Consider the following 15,226-nt stretch of genomic DNA (forward strand, 5'->3'; position numbering starts at 1 on the left):
TCAGTTACTGATGGATCAGCCGTCGTAATCCACGGTGTCGACCAGTTTTACTGCAGCGTTCCGGTTGTTGGCAATCTCCTGGAGAGACAGGCCATCAGGGTTGATCTCACCCCATTCAGCCACCAGGCCGGTGGGCTTCACCTCCGGGTTAGCCGGGTACTCGGTGTTTGCCTCGGCGTAGATACGCTGGGCGCTCGGCGATGACAGGAACTCCATCAGTTTGATGGCGTTGTCCTTGTTGGGAGCGCTCTTGGTCAGGGAGATACCGCTGATATTAACGTGGGTGCCGCGGCCTTCAGCGTTCGGGAATACCAGGTTCACCTGTTCGGCAATCGGGCGTTGGTTTTCATCCATCAGCATGTTGCCATAGTAGTAGCTGTTACCAATGGCTACGTCACATACGCCTTCGGCGATGGCTTTGATCTGGTCGCGGTCGCCACCTTGCGGTTTGCGGGCCAGGTTTTCTTTAACGCCTTCCAGCCATTCCCGTGTCGCTTCCTCGCCATGGTGGGCAATCATCGAAGAAATCAGGGCGATGTTGTACGGGTGCTTGCCACTGCGGGTACAGATGCGGCCTTCCCACTTGTCATCGGCCAGGTCTTCGTAGCTGGCGATTTCACCGGCTTCCACGCGCTCTTTGGAGGTGAAAATCAGGCGGCCACGGGTAGTCAGTGCATACCACTTGCCTTCCGGGTGGCGCAGGTTTTCCGGAATGTTCTTGTTCAGCGTGTCTGACTCAACACCGGCAACCAGGTCTTTCTCGACCAGCTCGTTAATGCGGGAGATATCGACCGTCATTACGATATCTGCCGGGCTGTTTCGGCCTTCACGCTCCAGGCGCTCTGCAAGGCCCTGCTTGGCGAAAACCACGTTGGTTTTGACGCCGGTTTCGTCAGTAAAGGCATTCAACAGAGGTTCAAGCAGGTAAGCCTGGCGGTAAGAATAGATATTCACTTCGCCGTCTGCAGAAGCGGTCAGGGGCAGGGCCGTCAGGGCGATGGCAGCGGTAGCGGCAAGTTTCATTCGCATGGTTTCGTTCCTTTGGACTTTGGGCCTGTATGTGGATGAATCTTACAAGCAACTATAAACGTCAACCATTCTCATTACTATCAGCATCGGAGTCAATAACCCTTTTGGAATAATTTGGTGCCGCAGAATGATGAGTAGTACGTAGATAAAAACGGCAGGCCGTCGATAATGGAGTGAGTCAAGCAAGGAAGGTTTTTACTGATGAAATGCCCGTCGATCGCCCGAAGTGTTGTGATTTTTGGACTGCCACTCCTGCCCCTGCTCGGGTTGTCGGGGTGTGCCAGCTATTACACTCACTACGCCATGTTTCCAGCGGAGAATTCGGCCGGCGAAAGCCGCCAGGTAAGGGTGCACTGGGATAGCGCCGACTATCCTGACTGGTGGTTGCTGTCTGACAAGTCCACCACCATGAAGGTGGAAACGGAGTGCAGCGAGCGGGTCTGGCGGCTGGCTGATGACAGTCATGACCAGGCAGGGGAGTGCGGAGATGGCATCCGGGCCTGTGCAGATCCGGCCCGGGATACTGTGGCCGGTTCAGGCCAGCCGGCATCCGGCGCCACCGCGTGTATGACAGTTTCATCCCCGGACGGAGCCGGGCGCATTACGGAGCTGGGCGGCCGGTTTTCTTTGCGGGTTTCCTGTGAGCCTGTGCAGCGGCAAATAGTACGGGGTGACGAAGAAGTTAACGTCGATTACATCCGCTCCTCAGCGGTGGCTTATACCGTGTTCGCGAGGCGGGTACCCAGAGGCTCTTTGAGTGCGCGCTTGCCGGCCTTTGATGAATCCCTGTGTAAGGCGGAGTGATCAGCCAGGTGTAAGCTGTGATGGCTGTCCCGCTGATACAGTTTGTTGCACAAAGATAAACTGCGTTACCTGGGGGCGATGTACAGTGACGGTTGGCTACTAAATTAAAGCGGCGTTTTTTTGTGCAAGTGCCAAACTGTAAAATAGTGTCAAAAGCTTGAACCGAGGTGCGTGGTGGGCGTAAGTCAGAGAAAAATAATGGTGCATGACCTCGAGATCGGCATGTTTGTGTCGGATCTCGATCGTCCATGGCACCAGACGCCATTCCCCATTCAGGGGTTCTACATTCGTTCCCCGAGTGATATCCGGGCCCTGCATTCCCATTGCAAGTGGGTCAAGGTAGATGTTGCCGAAGCGCGGCAGAAGGTTGACCAGGAAGAGGGCAATGTCCGTCTGTTCAGCCAGCGGGCTTCCGGGCGGGGTAATGGCCGGAACGAGCTGAAACTGCCGCCACTGAGTATCCGCGAACCGGTCAGCCACCAGGTTACGGTACCTCTGCGTAAAGAAATAAAGGCTTCGCGGGAACTTCTCGACGATGGCGAGGCGGCTCTTCAGAAGGTTTTTAATGCTATTCGCTCCGCCAAGGCCCCTGATTTGCGGCCGGTAGCCGATCTTACCCGCAAGATGGTCGCCAGTGTCGTGCGTCAGCCCAGTGCTTTGCTGTGGCTCAGCCGCACCCGCCACTATGATGATTTTCTTTACCAGCACGCCCTGAATACAGCGGTTTGGGCGTTGGTTTGTGGTCGTCAACTGGGCTTGAATGAAGGTTTGCTCAACCACCTGGCGATGGGCTGCCTGTTGTCCCAGGTAGGTAAGACTGCGCTGCCAAAAGATCTGGTAGAGCGTGAACAACAGCTTTCTGCGGAAGAGTACGCACACTATCGCGGTTATATCGAGCGAGGTGTGGCGCTTTTGCAAAACTCGGGGCTGTCCCGGGCAGTGATGACAGTGGTTCAGAACCATCGAGAGCGCCATAACGGTTCCGGTTTCCCTCAAGGGCTTAAAGGCGACAGAATTCCGTTGCTGGCCAAGGTGGCCGGTATTGCCGAGTTTTTCGAATCGCTGATCACGCCCCGCGAAACCCGCGATTCACTGACGCCGGCGAAAGCGGTGTCGATGCTTTACGAAATGCGTAACATCGAGTTTCAGGATGACCTGGTCGAGGCCTTTATCAAGGCAATCGGGGTTTACCCCACCGGCAGCCTGGTGGAGTTGTCAGACGGGCAGCGGGGCATTGTGATTTCCCATTCGCCGGAACGGCGGCTGTGGCCCAGTGTCATGGTGATGCAGGATGCCGGTCGCCAGTCCCGTAAAACGGCAAAGATTATCGACCTGGCCAGCTATAACGAATCGAAATCCGGAGAGGCAATGCTTTCTGTCAGGGAGTGTCTGCCCCATGGTACGGAAGGGCTGGACCCGGCCGGCTATGATGTGACCGGAGCCGAGTCCCGCTGGTCGCTGGGCAAGCTGCTCAGTCGATAATTACCCGGATTTCTTTGTCAATCCACCGGTAGGTGTCTTCGGGCCTGAAGTTGATCAGGATGTCGGATTCACCGCCGGTATCGCCTGCCACGTAGTACTCCACCTCCGCCGTCTGCCAGCTCCAGGAGTGCACCGCGATCTCGTTCGGACGGGTGCTGACTGCCTCGATTTCGGCTAATGCCGCCTCGCCACCGATTTTTCGGATTCCGATGGTTTTGATGCCGGTGTCGCTGGCAGGATGGCTGGCAAGGTAGTCTTCCAGGTAGTAACGGCGGCCATAATGGTTGGAAATGCTCGCCAGCTCCCGCTCAAGGTAGTTTTCAGCCTGCTCACTGTCGACATCTTCCAGGGTTCTGACCGCCTCGCGGATGCGATCGGCCAGGGATTGCAGGTCTTCTTTATAAGGGGTGTTCGGATCCAGGTCCTCGTCGTTTTCAGGGCGGGACTGTGCCGCCTCAATCTCTTGCGGGCTTGGCGGCGCGCCACAGAGGCGGTCATCCTCAGGGTAGAAGCAGATACTTTGCAGAATGCGGTTCGCTGGCGAATCTGCCGCGGAAAAATCCTGGGCGCTCACAGTGAAATCGAGGGTGTCGGGGATATCCGGATCGTTAATCGCTGCATTCAGCTGCTCGATCACTCTCGGGCGAATGTCGATGCCTTCGCCTTCGCTCACGTTGCCGGACCAGTCCAGTGCCAGCAGGAACCGTGTGCGGTTTTGCAACTCGGTGTTGTTCGGGAGCAATCTGACTTCCACCGGCCGGTGATCTTTCAGGCCCCGATCGTTCACGCTGGCGGTTTTCAAGGCTTCCCGCAGTTCCGGCTGAAAATCCAGGAAGCTGACAAAATCCTGTGCCGGAACGTTATCGATGACCGGTAACTTGCCCACTTTCAGTGACAGGGTTTCACCGGGATAGTAGCGGAACTCGCCGGCTTCGTTGGTTTCACCGCTCTGGCTGTTGGTGGTGTAGGTCAGTCCGCTGAGGCCCTGGTAATTGATTCGCCCGATGCGGGTGTCGTCAGAGCCGGAGCCGCCGCTGTCCAGGCAGCCGGTGCAAACCACGGCAGCGGAAAGTGGAAGAAACAGGCGGGTAAGGTGAACGAGTTTCATGGTATGTCGTACAATCCCTTCGCGTTGACCTGATGCACCCGATGCCTGGTGACAGGTGTCTTGTAAGTTGTTGTAACGGCATTATAGGGACGGTGCCTGGAGTATATCGGGAATCCTGTCGCAGTTTGGGGGTTTGGCCTGCTGCCCGGGTTGTAATCCCCGGCCTTGAAATACCGCCTTTTGCCACAATTCAATAGCTCTCTACTTTTTAGCCTGGCTTGCCAGGCAAATTTCGGAAACGGTACGGTTTATGACCTTTGCACTCGAAATCGAAGGGCTGGAGAAAAGCTATGGCGATGGCTTCCGGGCCCTCAAGGGAATCGATCTGAAAGTCAGGGAAGGGGACTTTTTCGCCCTGCTGGGCCCCAATGGTGCCGGCAAATCCACGACCCTGGGCATAGTGTCGTCCCTGGTGAACAAGAGTGGCGGCAAGGTGAGGGTGTTTGGCCACGATATCGATACGGATCTCTCGGGCGCCAAGCTGAACCTTGGTGTGGTGCCACAGGAGTTCAACTTCAACCAGTTCGAGAAAGTCATTGATATCGTCACTACCCAGGCCGGGTATTACGGCATTCCCCTGAAGCAGGCCAGGGCTTCTGCCGAAAAATACCTGCGCAAGCTTGGTTTGTGGGACAAGCGTGACACCCCGTCCCGCATGCTGTCCGGCGGTATGAAGCGGCGCCTGATGATTGCCCGGGCGCTGGTGCATGAACCCAGGTTGCTGATTCTTGACGAGCCGACCGCCGGTGTCGACATCGAATTACGGCGCTCTATGTGGCAGTTCCTGGAAGAGATGAACCGCCAGGGCACCACCATTATCCTGACCACCCATTACCTCGAAGAGGCGGAAGCCCTGTGCCGTAACATCGCCATTATCGACCACGGCGAGATTATCCGGCACACCAGCAAGCGGGAACTGCTGCAGCAGCTGAACGTGGAAACCTTCGTTCTGGATACGGAACAATTGATGGATTCCGCGCCGGAACTGGACGGCTTCCGTAGCAGTGTTAACGAAGACGGCGCCCTGGAAGTCGATGTGGAGAAAGGTCAGAGCCTGAACTCCCTGTTTGTCGAACTGGAACGTCAAGGAATCAAAGTGGTGAGTATGCGTACCAAGGCCAACCGGCTGGAGGAGCTGTTTGTGCGAATGGTCGAAGACAATGCCCGGGCAGCCGAAAACGGCGCGGGGGTGAAAGCATGACCATTCAGGCCCTCTGGATCGCGTTCCAGACCATTGTCCTGCGGGAAATCCGCCGCTTCACCCGTATCTGGCCGCAGACGCTGTTGCCGCCGGCGGTCACTATGACCCTGTACTTCATCATCTTCGGTAACCTGATTGGTTCCCGGATCGGCGACATGGGCGGCTACGACTATATGCAGTTTATCGTGCCCGGTCTGATCATGATGGCGGTGATCACCAACTCCTACGCTAACGTGGTGTCGTCGTTCTTTTCGATGAAATTCCAGCGCAGCATCGAGGAGTTGCTGGTGTCGCCGGTACCCAACTGGACGATTCTGGCAGGTTATGTGGCGGGTGGTATGGCCCGGGGCCTGAGCATCGGACTGATTGTTACCCTCTTGTCCCTGGCGTTTACCCAGCTGTCTATCCACAACCTGCCCATGGTGGTGATTACGGTGTTCCTGACCTCGGCACTGTTCTCCCTTGGTGGCTTTATCAATGCCATGCTGGCCACCAAGTTTGATGACATCTCCATTGTGCCGACGTTCGTGCTCACGCCGCTGACCTATCTCGGTGGTGTTTTCTACAGCATCGACCTGCTGCCGGCGTTCTGGCAGGGGGCGTCGATGATCAACCCGATCCTGTACATGGTGAACGGGTTCCGCTACGGCATACTGGGTGTTTCGGACGTTAATCCGTTCATCTCCCTTGGTATGATTGTCGTCTTTATTGTCCTGTTGGCTGCCGTTGCACTGCGCATGCTGGCCCGGGGCAAAGGCATCCGTCACTGATCGGGGAATCTTTACGACATGGCATTGCATAACGCTCCGCTGGGTAAATCCAGCGAATACCCGGATCAGTACGATCCTTCGCTACTGTTTCCGGTCGCACGGGAAGAGAATCGGCGTCGCATCGGCCTGGAAGACGGTCGCTGGCCCTGGTTCGGGGAAGATCTCTGGCAAGCCTGGGAAATCTCCTGGCTTCGGCCTGGTGGCGTGCCGGCGGTCGCCTGGGCGGAGATCCGCTTTCCTGCCGCGTCACCGTCCATCATCGAAAGCAAGTCGCTCAAGCTGTACCTGAATTCCCTCAACCAGGCCGTGTTCTCCACCGTCGAACAGGTGGCGGAAACCATTACCGCTGACCTGTCCAGTGCCTGTGGAGCGTCTGTGGATGTGCGTCTGCTCAGTGTGGATGAGTCGGCACCGGCTATCGGGCGCCCGGAAGGTTATGAGCTGATTGATGACGAGCCGGTAGATGATGTGGTGTACGAGTACTCGGCGGAGTCCCTGGCGGTGTCCGGTGAGCAGGTCAGCGAGCAGCTGTGTTCGCACCTGCTGAAAAGCAACTGCCCGGTCACCGGCCAGCCGGACTGGGCAACGGTGCTGATCCGCTATCAGGGCAAGAAGATAGATCGATCCGGCCTGTTGCGCTACATCGTCAGCTTTCGCCAGAAGCAGGACTTTCACGAGCACTGCGTGGAAACGGTGTTTACAGACCTGATGGCCCGCTGCAAACCGGAACACCTGACGGTGTGTGCACGCTATACCCGCAGGGGTGGGCTGGATATCAATCCGTGGCGCAGCACCAGCCCTGAGCAGGGTCCGGGGCCGCGGCTGGTACGGCAGTAAAGGCGGGGGTTATTCGCTGTCTTCCTCGATGCGCAGCCGGTCGGCGGCGTCTTCGAGGGCGGCCAGTATGGCCTTGCGCTCTCTCTCGGTAATCTTTTCCGAATCCATATACATGGCAAATCCGCTGTGCTCGTGTTCCATGAAGCTGCGGTGCGGGCCCATGTCCCGGCGGAAGTCCACCACTTCATAGATCGGCACCGGCTTGGCAAAGCCTTTTACCGTGATCTCGCCCTTGTCGCGGCACATGATGCGATCTTTCACCAGCGAGAAGGTTTCGTAGGAAATCAGGATTTCGCCGGAATCCGCCAGGGACTCCAGGCGGCTGGCGAGGTTCACTTCCTTGCCGATGATGGTGTAATCCATGCGGTTTTCGGCGCCGAAGTTGCCTACGGTGGTGTAGCCGGTGCTGATGCCCATACGGATCTGTAATGGTGTCTTGATGCCCTGGCTTCGCCACTTCTGGCGCATGATCTTCATGTGCTTGCGCATCTCGATGGCCATGGATACGCAGGCAAAGGCATCTTCTCTCTGGCCCCGGCTGGTGGGGTCGCCGAAAAAGACCATGATGGAATCGCCAACGAACTTGTCGATGGTGCCGCCGTATTTCAGGGCCACTTCCGACATTTCGTTGAAGTAATGGTTGAGCAGTTCGGTCAGTGCTTCCGGCTCCATTTCTTCCGAGAGTTCGGTAAAGCCCTTGATGTCCGAGAAGAAAATAGCGAGTTTTTTGCGCTGGGTTTCAAGCCGGACATCCCGCTCGCCGGTAAAGATGGATTGCCAGACCTGGGGCGACAGGTATTTGGAAAGCTTGTGCGACAGGGCAATGGATTGCTCCCGCTGGTTCTGGATCTGGGTTTTGGCCAGGAGCAGGGCACGGGCTTGCTGGTGGGAATAGTACGCGGTAACGCAAATGTAGGTGCCGGTTGCGAACACCGAGACCAGGCTGGTCAGCAGTGGCGACTGGAAGCTTTCGGCAACACCGAAGCTGGCAACCGACACAGCCGTGGCCGCGCCCATCAACAAGGTGCCTACCAGCCATTGGCGTGTGCCACCGACAATCAGGCAGCTGAACATCAGCATAAGCACGGTGGATACCGCAGGAATGGCGACTAATCCGATCATTCCGATAAAGCCACCGCCGATCACGCAGTCGAGGAACAGCATTTTCTGCCGGATGCGGGGTGATCGTCTCAGAAAGGTGCGACGGGATATCAGGTGTGCGGCGTGGGGCCAGAGCATGGTGCCCGCGACCAGCCAAAGCATCCAGCCCGGGAAGATACCTTGCAGCACGCCGGTAATAATAATGGCAGTGTTGACGCCGTACCCGAGAATCCGGCCGCTGTAATCCGGCATAGGCGGAATAGCCACGGTTTCGTGGCTGGAGAGGTCGCCATGCACAACTTTTCCGGCGGACCCGGTAGCGTTGCGTAATTCTGCCGGTGCGTTCATCATTTCAGAGCCTGGCCCCAAGCACAGATTCAGACACGGAGTTGCTAAAATTCTTTTGGTCGCTCATTGTGTGCTGCCGGTTTTTTGTAGTTTTGAAGTGAGCTAACACTGAAGGTTAGCAGTATTACGTATAAGCCACAATTCTTACAGGTGTCTATGAGCTCTGTTACCCGCTTTCTGCTTGACCGTGCCTCCGAGCCCCGCCTGGAGGCCCCGGCTCCGCCCAGGGATGTTCTCGAGCAGGCTTTCCAGTGTGCAGCAAGGGCTCCGGACCATGCCTTGTTGCGGCCCTGGCGCTACCTGGTGATAGAGGGTGAGGCGCTGGAGGCCCTTGGCGAGCTGTTCGCCTCTGCCTGCCCGGAAACCGCCAGTGAGCAGGAAGTCGAAAAATCCCGTAAAGCACCGCTGAGGGCTCCGATGGTGATTGTCGGGATTGCCTCACCGCAACATCATCCCAAGGTACCGGAAGTAGAGCAGGTGATGTCTGCTGCCACCGGCATGGCATTTATCGGCCTGGCATTGCGCGATGCGGGTTACGGCGGCATGTGGCGCACCGGCCCGGTTACCTACCATGCCCAGGTGCATCGTGGCCTTGGGCTGGCGGAAGGCGAATCGATAGTCGGCTTTCTGTATACGGGTACTGTGGTGCAGGAAAAGCCACCCGTGCCACGGCCGGAAACCCGTGAATTTGTTGAAAATTGGCAAGCGCCGGGGCAGCTTGCATCCTGGGATGAATGATCGGTTGCTTTCAGAATCAGGGTCAGTATAATCCTCCCACTCTCCGATGGCGGCGTGGTGAAATTGGTAGACACGACGGATTCAAAATCCGTTGGGGTAAAACCCGTGGCGGTTCGAGTCCGCCCGCCGCTACCACTTATTGGCCGCAACCTGCGGCGTCGTGAATAGCCCGGCCCATGAACGTCTCTGATTTCCACTTTGACCTGCCGGACGAGCTCATCGCCCGTTACCCGCTCAAACAACGCAGTGCATCCCGTTTACTGAATCTCGATGGCCCTACCGGCCACACCCGGCACCTTCGTTTTACTGACCTGCCTGACCTGCTTCAGCCTGGCGACCTTCTGGTGTTCAATAATACCCGTGTTATTCCCGCGCGCCTGTTCGGCCAGAAGGAGACCGGTGGCCGGGTAGAGGTGCTGGTTGAGCGAGTGGTCGGTGAACACGAAATCCTGGCCCACACCCGTTCTTCAAAGTCTCCCAAGCCGGGGCAGCGGGTGTTGCTTGAGGATGGCACGGCCCTGCTTATGACCGGTCGGGAAGATGCGCTGTTCCGCTTTGTCTGCGAGAGCGAAGAACCCATTCTTGATGTGCTCGAGCGCATTGGCCACATGCCGTTGCCTCCTTATATGGAGCGGGATGACGATCAGTCAGACCGGGAGCGTTACCAGACCGTCTACGCCAGGGAGGCGGGTGCCGTGGCGGCGCCTACCGCCGGGCTTCACTTTGACGATGACCTGCTGGGGCTACTGAAAGAAAAGGGCGTTGAGTTTGCCTACGTCACCTTGCACGTAGGCGCCGGTACCTTTCAGCCGGTTCGGGTGGATAACGTCAAAGACCACGTGATGCACAGTGAGGTTGCCCACGTTCCCCAGGAAACGGTAGATGCCGTGAATCAGGCCCGCGCCAGGGGCGGTCGGGTAGTGGCGGTGGGCACCACCTCGGTACGCTCGCTGGAATCCGCCAGTCAGAACGGCGTGCTGTCGGCCTTTCGGGGTGAAACCAATATCTTTATCTATCCCGGCTATCGTTTTCAGACGGTGGACGCGATGGTCACCAATTTCCATTTGCCGGAGTCCACGCTGATCATGCTGGTTAGTGCGTTTTCCGGCTATGAACATATTATGTCTGCTTATCGTGAGGCGGTTCAGGAGCGTTACCGGTTTTTCAGCTACGGTGATGCCATGTTCCTGACCGGCCAGCAGCCAAGCCTTGGGCGCCAGGCTGCCTCTGGCCAAGCCGATACTGATCAACCGGAATCCCGTGGAGAATCCCTGTGAGTAATTCCTGTTTCATGAGCTTCGAGAAACTTGGAGAAGATGGCAAGGCCCGGCGTGGCCGCCTGACCTTCCCCAGGGGAACGGTCGAGACGCCGGCGTTCATGCCGGTGGGCACCTACGGTACCGTCAAGGGCATGCTGCCCCGGGACATCAAGGAAATCGGTGCGGAAATCATTCTGGGCAACACTTTCCACCTGATGCTCCGGCCGGGTACGGAAGTGGTCAAGGCCCATGGTGACCTGCACGACTTCACCCAGTGGCAGGGGCCGATCCTCACGGACTCCGGCGGTTTCCAGGTGTTCAGCCTGGGCGAAATGCGCAAGATTACCGAGCAGGGCGTAACCTTCCGTTCACCGGTGGATGGCTCGAAGGTGGAGTTGTCGCCGGAGATTGCCATTGGCGTGCAGCGGGACCTGGGCTCGGATATCGTCATGATTTTTGACGAATGTACGCCGTATCCTGCCACCGAGAAGCAGGCGAAGGAATCCATGGAGTTGTCCCTGCGCTGGGCAGAAAGAAGCAAGAATGCCCATGAGGGTAATCCGGCGGCACTGTTCGGAATCGTTCAGGGTGGCATGTATGAATCCCTGCGGGACCGCTCGCTGGAAGGGTTGACTAATATCGGGTTTGACGGCTATGCCATTGGTGGCCTGTCGGTAGGGGAGCCGAAGGAAGACATGATCCGCATTCTGGATCATCTGCCGCCCAAGATGCCGGAAGACAAGCCCCGCTACCTGATGGGCGTGGGTCGCCCGGAAGATATTGTTGAGGCCGTGCGCCGCGGTGTCGATATGTTCGACTGTGTAATGCCCACCCGGAATGCCCGTAACGGTTACCTGTTCACCTCAACCGGCATCGTGAAGATTCGCAATGCCAGGAACCGGCACGACACCGGGCCCCTGGATGAACGGTGTGACTGTTACACCTGCCAGAATTTCTCGAAGAGTTACCTGCACCATCTGGACAAGTGTGGTGAAATGCTGGGCTCCCAGCTCAATACCATCCACAATCTGCGCTTTTACCAGAACCTGATGAGCGGATTGCGTGGCGCCATTGAAGCAGGTACATTGTCCGACTTTGTAAGCGAATTCTATGCCTTACGCGGCGAAAGTGTGCCGCCGCTGGGCGATTCCTGATCAAGTTTTACACCTAGACAAGTCAATAAACGGAGAACCTGAATGAAATCAATCAAACTGCTCATCGCCGGTCTGCTGTCTCTGATGCCTGCATTGGCCATGGCTCAGGATCCGGGCGCCCAGGGTATGAGCGTGATGGGTCAGATCATCTTCTTCGCAGGCTTTATCCTGATCTTTTACTTCCTGATCTGGCGCCCGCAGTCCAAGCGTGCAAAAGAGCACAAAGCTCTGATGTCCGGCCTGAACAAGGGTGACGAAGTTGTTACTTCCGGCGGCGTAGCCGGTCGCATTACCAAGGTTGCGGACGACTTCATCGTTCTGGAAGTGTCCGATAACGTAGAAATCAAGGTTCAGAAAGTAGCTGTAGCAGCCGCCCTGCCGAAGGGTACGCTGAAGGATATCTGAGCTGGTCAGGCGCCGGCGCCCTGTGGCGCCGGCTGATTCATACTGGCTGACACACCAAGACCGGCGACCAGTCGGCTCAAAGGGATCCCATGCTGAACAAGTATCCTCTCTGGAAAAATCTGGTGATCGTGTTTGCACTGGTCATCGGGTTTATTTACGCCTTACCCAATTTTTTCCCCGACGACTACGCCATCCAGATCACCGGCGCCCGTGGTAGCACCGAGGTAGACCAGCGTGTGCTCGACCGCGCACTTGGCGAACTCGAAAGCCGCGGTATCGAAGTCAAATCCAGCCTCCTCGAAGAGCGGGACGCCCTGATTCGCCTGACCAGTTCCGATGACCAGTTGCGGGCGAGGCCGGCAGTGCAGGCGGCCCTGGGTCGGGAATACCTGGTGGCCCTGAACATGGCTCCGTCGACTCCCGGTTGGCTGCAGAGTCTGGGCGCCGGCCCCATGAAGCTGGGCCTGGATCTTCGTGGCGGTGTTCACTTCCTGCTGGAAGTGGATATGGAGACAGCGGTTAACCAGCGCCTTGAGGCCCTGTCAGGCCAGATCAAGCGGGATATGCGGGAAGAGCGCATCCGCTACCGGGGCGGTGATGTGGGCGAGAACCGCAACATCATCCTGAGTTTTCGCGATTCGGAGACCCGCGCGGAAGCATTCACGCTGATTCGTGACAACTACAACGAATTCCTGCTCGACGAGAGCACCGAGGGTGGTGAATTCCTGATTTCACTCGCCCTTTCTGAAGCCGAAGTTCGTAACATCCAGGAATATGCCCTGGAGCAGAACCTGACCACTATCCGTAACCGGGTAAACGAACTGGGTGTTGCCGAGCCGCTGGTACAGCGCCAGGGCGCGAGCCGGATTATTGTGGAGCTGCCGGGCGTGCAGGATACGGCGCAGGCCAAGCGGGTTCTGGGGGCTACGGCCAACCTGGAGTTCCGGATGGAAGCCCGCCAGGACACCGCTTCTGCCGAAACCGAGCAGTTCAGCTTCCGGGATGAGCCTAATCGCTCAGCTCGCCTGGAGCGGGACGTTATTGCGACCGGTAACAACGTGGCAAATGCCCAGCAGGCGTTCGACGAGAACGGCCAGCCGCAGGTTAACATCACCATGGATTCCGTGGGTGGTGACCTGATGAACCGCGCTACCCGCAACAACATCGGTCGCCGCATGGCGGTGCTGTTTATTGAGTACCGTACCGAGACCGAAACCCGCGAAGTCGATGGCGAGATTGTCGAGACCGACAAGCGCGTAGTAGAGAAGGGCTTGATCAGCCTGGCAACGGTGCAGTCTGCCCTGGGCAGCAGCTTCCGTATCACCGGCCTGGATTCCATTCCCGAAGCCGCGGAACTCGCGCTGTTGCTGCGTGCCGGTGCACTGGCTGCGCCGATGTACTTTGTGCAGGAGCGGACCATCGGGCCAAGCCTGGGTCAGAAGAACATCGATGCCGGCCTGATGTCGGTAATGATCGGTTTTGCCCTGGTCCTGATCTACATGGCGTTCTTCTATCGTGGCTTCGGCATGATGGCCAACGTGGCGCTGACCCTCAACCTGATGTTGCTGGTGGCGTGTATGTCGATACTTTCGGCCACCCTGACGCTGCCGGGTATTGCCGGTATCGTTCTGACAGTGGGTATGGCCGTCGATGCCAATGTGCTTATCTTTGAGCGCATAAAGGAAGAGCTGAAATCGGGCGTGCCGCCGCAAAGCGCGATCAACTCCGGTTACAGTCGCGCCTTCGTATCCATTTTCGATGCCAACATCACCACGCTGCTGGTGGCGGTGATTCTGTTCGCCATGGGCTCCGGCCCGGTCAAGGGCTTCGCCGTTACCCTGTGTATCGGTATCCTGACCTCCATGTTTACCGGCCTGATGGTCGGGCGCAGCATGGTGAACCTGGTGTATGGCGGCCGCAGGGTCGAGAAACTTTCGATCGGAGGGAAGCTGGCCAATGGCTGATACCGAAAAGCAACCGTTTGACTTCATGGGCTTCCGAAAGATTGCTTCGGTGCTCTCTATCGCTCTGGTAATTGCGTCTATTGCGTTGCTGGGCATTCGCGGCCTCAATCTCGGCATGGACTTTACCGGCGGCACCTCCGTCGAATTCGAATATGCCGAGGCTCCAAGCCTTGATGAAATCCGTACCCAGCTGACGGAAGCCGGCTACGAGCAGTTCTCGGTTCAGAACTTCGGAGCCGACACCATCGTGCTGATCCGCATGGCGGAAGCAGGTAACGATGAGCTGGCGAGCGAGGTGACCGAGGTGCTGTCACGCACGGGTGCCGAGCTGGAGCTGGTGAGTTCCGAGTTTGTCGGCTCCCAGGTGGGTGACGAGCTGAAAGAGGATAGCGGTTTGGGGCTGCTGATTGCGCTGGCCGTAGTACTGATCTACGTCGGTATGCGTTTCCAGTTCAAGTTCGGTATCGCCTCGGTGATTCCGCTGGCCCACGATGTGTTGATTGTGCTGGGTGTGTTTGCCCTGTTCCAGTGGACCTTTGACCTGACCGTTCTGGCAGCCTTGCTGGCCATTATCGGTTACTCCCTGAACGACACCATCGTCGTGGCGGACCGTATCCGGGAGAATTTCCGGAAAATGCGGGTAGGGGAGCCGTGGGATATCATCAACCAGTCCATCCACGAGACCATCACTCGTACGATTAACACCTCCGGCACGACGCTGGTGGTGCTGATTGCGCTCTATTTCCTCGGTGGTGAGGCGATCAACAACTTCGCCCTGGCTCTGATGATCGGTGTGGTTGTGGGTACCTATTCCTCCATCTATGTGTCTGCGAACATGCTGATGGTGATGGGTGTAACCCGCGAAGACCTGATGGTGCCTGCAAAGGAAGGTGCCGGAGACGAGGCGGAGGAAGAGCAGCCGCCCGAGTGGTTGAATCGCATGTAATGCATGCCTGCCGGGCCCTTGTGGCCCGGCATAAAAAAAACCGCCAACCCGAAAGGATGGCGGTTTTTTTGTGGCCGGTA

The 15,226-nt window shown here is 57.5% G+C and carries 14 protein-coding genes and 1 tRNA gene; 12 read left to right on the forward strand and 3 right to left on the reverse strand.

The window, feature by feature from the left end:
• Nucleotides 1-15 precede the first annotated feature (15 nt).
• Nucleotides 16-1,029 (reverse strand): Fe(3+) ABC transporter substrate-binding protein, encoded by a 1,014-nt coding sequence (locus AQ621_RS04850; protein WP_058340517.1) that lies wholly within the window; start codon nt 1,027-1,029, stop codon nt 16-18.
• A 201-nt stretch (nt 1,030-1,230) separates the two neighbouring features.
• On the opposite strand from AQ621_RS04850, the gene AQ621_RS04855 reads away from it, so the two are divergent.
• Together AQ621_RS04855 and AQ621_RS04860 are read left to right on the forward strand one after the other, a co-directional pair.
• Entirely contained in the window at nt 1,231-1,833 is a 603-nt protein-coding gene (locus tag AQ621_RS04855; RefSeq protein WP_058340518.1) for a hypothetical protein, read from the forward strand.
• Nucleotides 1,834-2,007: 174 nt separating this feature from the next.
• Nucleotides 2,008-3,315, forward strand: a complete 1,308-nt coding sequence (locus AQ621_RS04860; protein ID WP_058340519.1) for a cyclic di-GMP phosphodiesterase — start codon at nt 2,008-2,010, stop codon at nt 3,313-3,315.
• Here AQ621_RS04860 and AQ621_RS04865 read toward each other — a convergent pair.
• Nucleotides 3,305-4,423: a hypothetical protein gene (locus tag AQ621_RS04865; protein ID WP_058340520.1), complete on the reverse strand. Its 1,119-nt coding sequence runs from the start codon at nt 4,421-4,423 to the stop codon at nt 3,305-3,307. The genes AQ621_RS04860 and AQ621_RS04865 overlap by 11 nt on opposite strands.
• 250 nt (nt 4,424-4,673) lie before the next feature.
• Between AQ621_RS04865 and AQ621_RS04870 the strand changes: the two genes are divergently transcribed.
• The 3 genes from AQ621_RS04870 to queF are packed head-to-tail and all read left to right on the forward strand — an operon-like array spanning nt 4,674 to nt 7,231.
• Nucleotides 4,674-5,624 carry an ABC transporter ATP-binding protein gene (locus tag AQ621_RS04870; RefSeq protein ID WP_058340521.1) on the forward strand — a complete coding sequence of 317 codons (951 nt, stop codon included), beginning with the start codon at nt 4,674-4,676 and terminating at the stop codon, nt 5,622-5,624.
• Nucleotides 5,621-6,394 carry an ABC transporter permease gene (locus tag AQ621_RS04875; RefSeq protein WP_022989190.1) on the forward strand — a complete coding sequence of 258 codons (774 nt, stop codon included), beginning with the start codon at nt 5,621-5,623 and terminating at the stop codon, nt 6,392-6,394. Before AQ621_RS04870 ends, AQ621_RS04875 begins: the two co-directional genes overlap by 4 nt.
• Before the next feature lie 18 nt (nt 6,395-6,412).
• Nucleotides 6,413-7,231, forward strand: coding sequence for an NADPH-dependent 7-cyano-7-deazaguanine reductase QueF (gene queF, locus AQ621_RS04880; protein ID WP_022989191.1), 819 nt, complete (start codon nt 6,413-6,415; stop codon nt 7,229-7,231).
• A gap of 9 nt (nt 7,232-7,240) precedes the next feature.
• Here the strand turns inward: queF and AQ621_RS04885 are convergent, their stop codons facing one another.
• Nucleotides 7,241-8,683, reverse strand: a complete 1,443-nt coding sequence (locus tag AQ621_RS04885) for an adenylate/guanylate cyclase domain-containing protein (protein ID WP_058340522.1) — start codon at nt 8,681-8,683, stop codon at nt 7,241-7,243.
• A 153-nt stretch (nt 8,684-8,836) separates the two neighbouring features.
• Between AQ621_RS04885 and AQ621_RS04890 the strand changes: the two genes are divergently transcribed.
• The 7 genes from AQ621_RS04890 (at nt 8,837) to secF (ending at nt 15,146) form a co-directional block, all read left to right on the forward strand.
• Nucleotides 8,837-9,418 (forward strand): nitroreductase family protein, encoded by a 582-nt coding sequence (locus AQ621_RS04890; protein WP_058340523.1) that lies wholly within the window; start codon nt 8,837-8,839, stop codon nt 9,416-9,418.
• A gap of 48 nt (nt 9,419-9,466) precedes the next feature.
• Nucleotides 9,467-9,553: transfer RNA gene (locus AQ621_RS04895), tRNA-Leu, on the forward strand.
• 41 nt (nt 9,554-9,594) lie between these two features.
• On the forward strand, nt 9,595-10,695 hold the full coding sequence (gene queA, locus AQ621_RS04900; RefSeq protein ID WP_058340524.1) for a tRNA preQ1(34) S-adenosylmethionine ribosyltransferase-isomerase QueA: 1,101 nt from the start codon (nt 9,595-9,597) through the stop codon (nt 10,693-10,695).
• A 14-nt stretch (nt 10,696-10,709) separates the two neighbouring features.
• A complete protein-coding gene (gene tgt, locus AQ621_RS04905; RefSeq protein ID WP_036219564.1) occupies nt 10,710-11,831 on the forward strand; it encodes a tRNA guanosine(34) transglycosylase Tgt in 1,122 nt (373 codons plus the stop codon).
• 99 nt (nt 11,832-11,930) lie between these two features.
• The gene (gene yajC / locus AQ621_RS04910) at nt 11,931-12,236 is read left to right on the forward strand and encodes a preprotein translocase subunit YajC (protein ID WP_227498326.1); all 306 of its coding nucleotides are present in this window, start codon (nt 11,931-11,933) and stop codon (nt 12,234-12,236) included.
• 89 nt (nt 12,237-12,325) lie between these two features.
• A complete protein-coding gene (gene secD / locus AQ621_RS04915) occupies nt 12,326-14,200 on the forward strand; it encodes a protein translocase subunit SecD (RefSeq protein ID WP_058340525.1) in 1,875 nt (624 codons plus the stop codon).
• The gene (gene secF, locus AQ621_RS04920) at nt 14,193-15,146 is read left to right on the forward strand and encodes a protein translocase subunit SecF (RefSeq protein ID WP_058340526.1); all 954 of its coding nucleotides are present in this window, start codon (nt 14,193-14,195) and stop codon (nt 15,144-15,146) included. Before secD ends, secF begins: the two co-directional genes overlap by 8 nt.
• Nucleotides 15,147-15,226: the final 80 nt, after the last annotated feature.

This window comes from Marinobacter sp. P4B1, assembly GCF_001447135.1.
Classification (GTDB): domain Bacteria; phylum Pseudomonadota; class Gammaproteobacteria; order Pseudomonadales; family Oleiphilaceae; genus Marinobacter; species Marinobacter vinifirmus.

Coding starts and splice junctions, on each gene's coding strand:
- AQ621_RS04850 (WP_058340517.1), bottom strand. CDS start 1,029: ATGCGAATGAAACTTGCCGCTACCGCTGCCATCGCCCTGACGGCCCTG.
- AQ621_RS04855 (WP_058340518.1), top strand. CDS start 1,231: ATGAAATGCCCGTCGATCGCCCGAAGTGTTGTGATTTTTGGACTGCCA.
- AQ621_RS04865 (WP_058340520.1), bottom strand. CDS start 4,423: ATGAAACTCGTTCACCTTACCCGCCTGTTTCTTCCACTTTCCGCTGCC.
- AQ621_RS04870 (WP_058340521.1), top strand. CDS start 4,674: ATGACCTTTGCACTCGAAATCGAAGGGCTGGAGAAAAGCTATGGCGAT.
- AQ621_RS04875 (WP_022989190.1), top strand. CDS start 5,621: ATGACCATTCAGGCCCTCTGGATCGCGTTCCAGACCATTGTCCTGCGG.
- queF (WP_022989191.1), top strand. CDS start 6,413: ATGGCATTGCATAACGCTCCGCTGGGTAAATCCAGCGAATACCCGGAT.
- AQ621_RS04885 (WP_058340522.1), bottom strand. CDS start 8,683: ATGATGAACGCACCGGCAGAATTACGCAACGCTACCGGGTCCGCCGGA.
- AQ621_RS04890 (WP_058340523.1), top strand. CDS start 8,837: ATGAGCTCTGTTACCCGCTTTCTGCTTGACCGTGCCTCCGAGCCCCGC.
- queA (WP_058340524.1), top strand. CDS start 9,595: ATGAACGTCTCTGATTTCCACTTTGACCTGCCGGACGAGCTCATCGCC.
- tgt (WP_036219564.1), top strand. CDS start 10,710: ATGAGCTTCGAGAAACTTGGAGAAGATGGCAAGGCCCGGCGTGGCCGC.
- yajC (WP_227498326.1), top strand. CDS start 11,931: ATGGCTCAGGATCCGGGCGCCCAGGGTATGAGCGTGATGGGTCAGATC.
- secD (WP_058340525.1), top strand. CDS start 12,326: ATGCTGAACAAGTATCCTCTCTGGAAAAATCTGGTGATCGTGTTTGCA.
- secF (WP_058340526.1), top strand. CDS start 14,193: ATGGCTGATACCGAAAAGCAACCGTTTGACTTCATGGGCTTCCGAAAG.